At 75.6% G+C, this 2,748-nt stretch carries 1 protein-coding gene and 1 pseudogene; one reads left to right on the forward strand and one right to left on the reverse strand.

Going from position 1 to position 2,748, the window contains the following annotated elements:
- The coding region (locus tag JM949_RS40115; RefSeq protein ID WP_407664880.1) for an FkbM family methyltransferase at window positions 1–182 on the reverse strand (182 nt) is incomplete at its 3' end.
- Here JM949_RS40115 and JM949_RS35130 point away from each other — a divergent pair.
- Window positions 100–2,576, forward strand: a pseudogene (locus JM949_RS35130) (bifunctional [glutamine synthetase] adenylyltransferase/[glutamine synthetase]-adenylyl-L-tyrosine phosphorylase); the annotation flags it as partial. The gene JM949_RS40115 and the pseudogene JM949_RS35130 overlap by 83 nt on opposite strands.
- Between the last annotated feature and the right edge of the window lie 172 nt (window positions 2,577–2,748).

A 2,748-nucleotide genomic window follows, 5' to 3' on the forward strand; every position in this document is an offset into this window, starting at 1 on the left:
CCGGCCAGCACCTCGTCCTCGAAACCCTCCACGTCGATCTTGGCGAAGGTCGGTACCCCGTACTGCTCGACCAGCGCGTCGACGGTGACCACCGGGACCACGATGGCCGCGCTCTCCGCGCTGGCCGACGCGACGCTGACCGCGGCGTACGAGATCGCCGTCGCGGAGCTTTCGGAGGGCACCGAGCGGCCCCGGCTCGCGGTCGTCGCGATGGGCAAGTGCGGCGGTGGCGAGCTGAACTACGTCTCCGACGTGGACGTCATCTTCGTGGCCGCCGAGGACGCCGACCTGTCCGCCGCGACAGTGGTGGCCACCCGGTTGATCCAGGTCTGCGGGCTGGTCGCCTGGCCGGTGGACGCCGCGCTGCGGCCGGAGGGCAGCCGCGGCCCGCTGGTCCGGACCCTCGCCAGCCACCTGGCGTACTACCGACGGTGGGCCCGCACCTGGGAGTTCCAGGCGCTGCTCAAGGCCCGCCCCGCCGCCGGTGACCTGCCGCTGGCCCAGGAGTGGATCGACCAACTCGCGCCGCTGGTCTGGCGGGCCGCCGAGCGACCCGAGGCGGTCGAGGACGTTCGCGCCATGCGTCGCCGAATCATCGACCACATCCCACCGAAGGAGCTGGAGCGCGAGATCAAACGCGGTCCGGGTGGGCTGCGCGACATCGAGTTCGCGGTCCAGCTGCTGCAACTCGTGCACGGCCGGGTCGACGAGACGCTGCGACCACCCGGCACCATCCCGGCCCTGCGCGCACTGGTCGCCGGGGGCTACGTCGGGCGGGCCGACGGCGAGGCGCTGCTGCGCGGCTACCGCTTCCTGCGCAGCGTCGAGCACCGGCTGCAACTACAGGGCCTGCGGCGTACCCACACCGTGCCCGCCGAGCCGGGCGCGCTGCGCTGGCTCGCCGCCGCGCTGGGTTTCACGGCAGCGCCGGGGCGCAGCGCCGTGGAGAGCTTCCGGGCCGAGTGGGTCACCCACGCCGCCGAGGTACGCCGACTGCACGCCAAACTGCTCTACCGGCCGCTGCTGGAGTCGGTGGCCCGGGTGCCGGCCGACGGGCTACGACTCACCCCGGAGGCGGCCCGGAACCGGTTGGAGATCCTCGGCTTCGCCGACCCGGCCGGGGCGCTGCGCCACCTCCAGGCGCTCACCGGTGGGGTGAGCCGCACGGCGGCCATCCAGCGGACGCTGCTGCCGGTGCTGCTCAGCGAGTTCGCCGACGCGCCGGAGCCGGACCGGGGGCTGCTCAACTACCGGAAGGTCTCCGACAAGCTCGGCAGCACCCCCTGGTACCTGCGGTTGCTGCGCGACGGTGGACCGGTGGCCCGTCGGCTGGCCCGGGTCCTCGCCCTGTCCCGGTACGTCGCCGACCTGCTCGCCCGTGACCCGGAGGCGCTGCGGCTGCTGGCCGAGGAGAACGAGCTGGCGCCGCGCCCACCCGAGGTCCTCCGGGAGGGTTTCCTCGCGGCGGCGGCCCGGCACACCGACCCGGTCGAGGCCACCAGCGCGGTGCGGGCCCTGCGTCGTCGGGAGCTGTTCCGGGTGGCCTGCGCCGACGTGCTCTGCCGGGCGGGCGCGCTCGCGCCCAGCCCCAGCCGGCCGGACGGCGCGAACCGACGGCCCCCGGGCTGGCCGACATCACCGCTGTCGGTACGGCGCTCGCCGACGTCACCGACGCCACCCTCGCCGCCGCGCTGCGCGCCGCCCAGGCCAGCCAGCCGGTGCCAGCCGGGCTGCGGTTCGCGGTGATCGGCATGGGCCGGCTCGGCGGGTACGAGTCGAACTACCTCTCCGACGCCGACGTGCTCTTCGTCTACGACCCGCCGGCCGGCAGCAACGACAGCGCCGCCAGCGCCGCCGCGCACGCGATCGCCGAGGAGCTGCGCCGGCTGCTCGGCGTGCCCGCCCCCGACCCGCCGCTGGGCGTCGACGCCGACCTGCGCCCGGAGGGCCGGCAGGGTCCGCTGGTCCGCAGCCTCGCCGCGTACGAGCAGTACTACGCCCGCTGGTCGCGGGTGTGGGAGGCGCAGGCGTTGCTGCGCGCCCGGTTCGTCTGCGGCGACGCCGAGCTGGGCGCCGAGTTCGAGGCGATGATCGAGCCGGTCCGCTACCCGGTCGGCGGGCTGAGCCGCGAGCAGGTCGTCGAGATCCGGCGGATCAAGGCCCGGGTGGAGACCGAACGGCTGCCCCGGGGCGCCGACCCGGCCACCAACACCAAACTCGGTCGCGGCGGGCTGGCCGACGTGGAGTGGGCCGTGCAACTCGTCCAGCTCCGGCACGCCGGCGCGAACCCGGAGCTGCGCGGCACGCGTACCCTCGATGCCCTCGCGGCGGCCGAGCGGGCCGGCCTGATCGACCCGGCGGACGCCGCGGAGATGGCCGCCGGGTGGTCCCTGGCCGCGCAGGTCCGCAACGCGTTGATGCTGGTTCGGGGCCGGGTTGGCGACCAGTTGCCGCGGCACGGGGTGGAGCTGGCCGGCGTGGTCCGGCTGCTCGGCCGGGACGACCCGGGGGAGTTCCTCGACGAGTTCCTGCGCGTCGGCCGCCGCTCCCGCGCCGCTACCGAACGGGTCCTCAATGCCTGACGCGTCACCCCGCGCCGGCGCGCGCGGCTGGGCGGCGGCGACCGGGGCGGCGGTGGTCCTCGCCGTCGCGTTCCTGCTCGCGCCGCCGATGGGCACCGACCTGGCCGCCCAGGTGGCCCGCGCCGGGTTCACCGAACGGTACGGCGACGCGCCCGTCGACTTCGGC

Origin of the sequence: Micromonospora tarensis (assembly GCF_016803395.1) — a bacterium.
Lineage (GTDB): Bacteria > Actinomycetota > Actinomycetes > Mycobacteriales > Micromonosporaceae > Micromonospora > Micromonospora tarensis.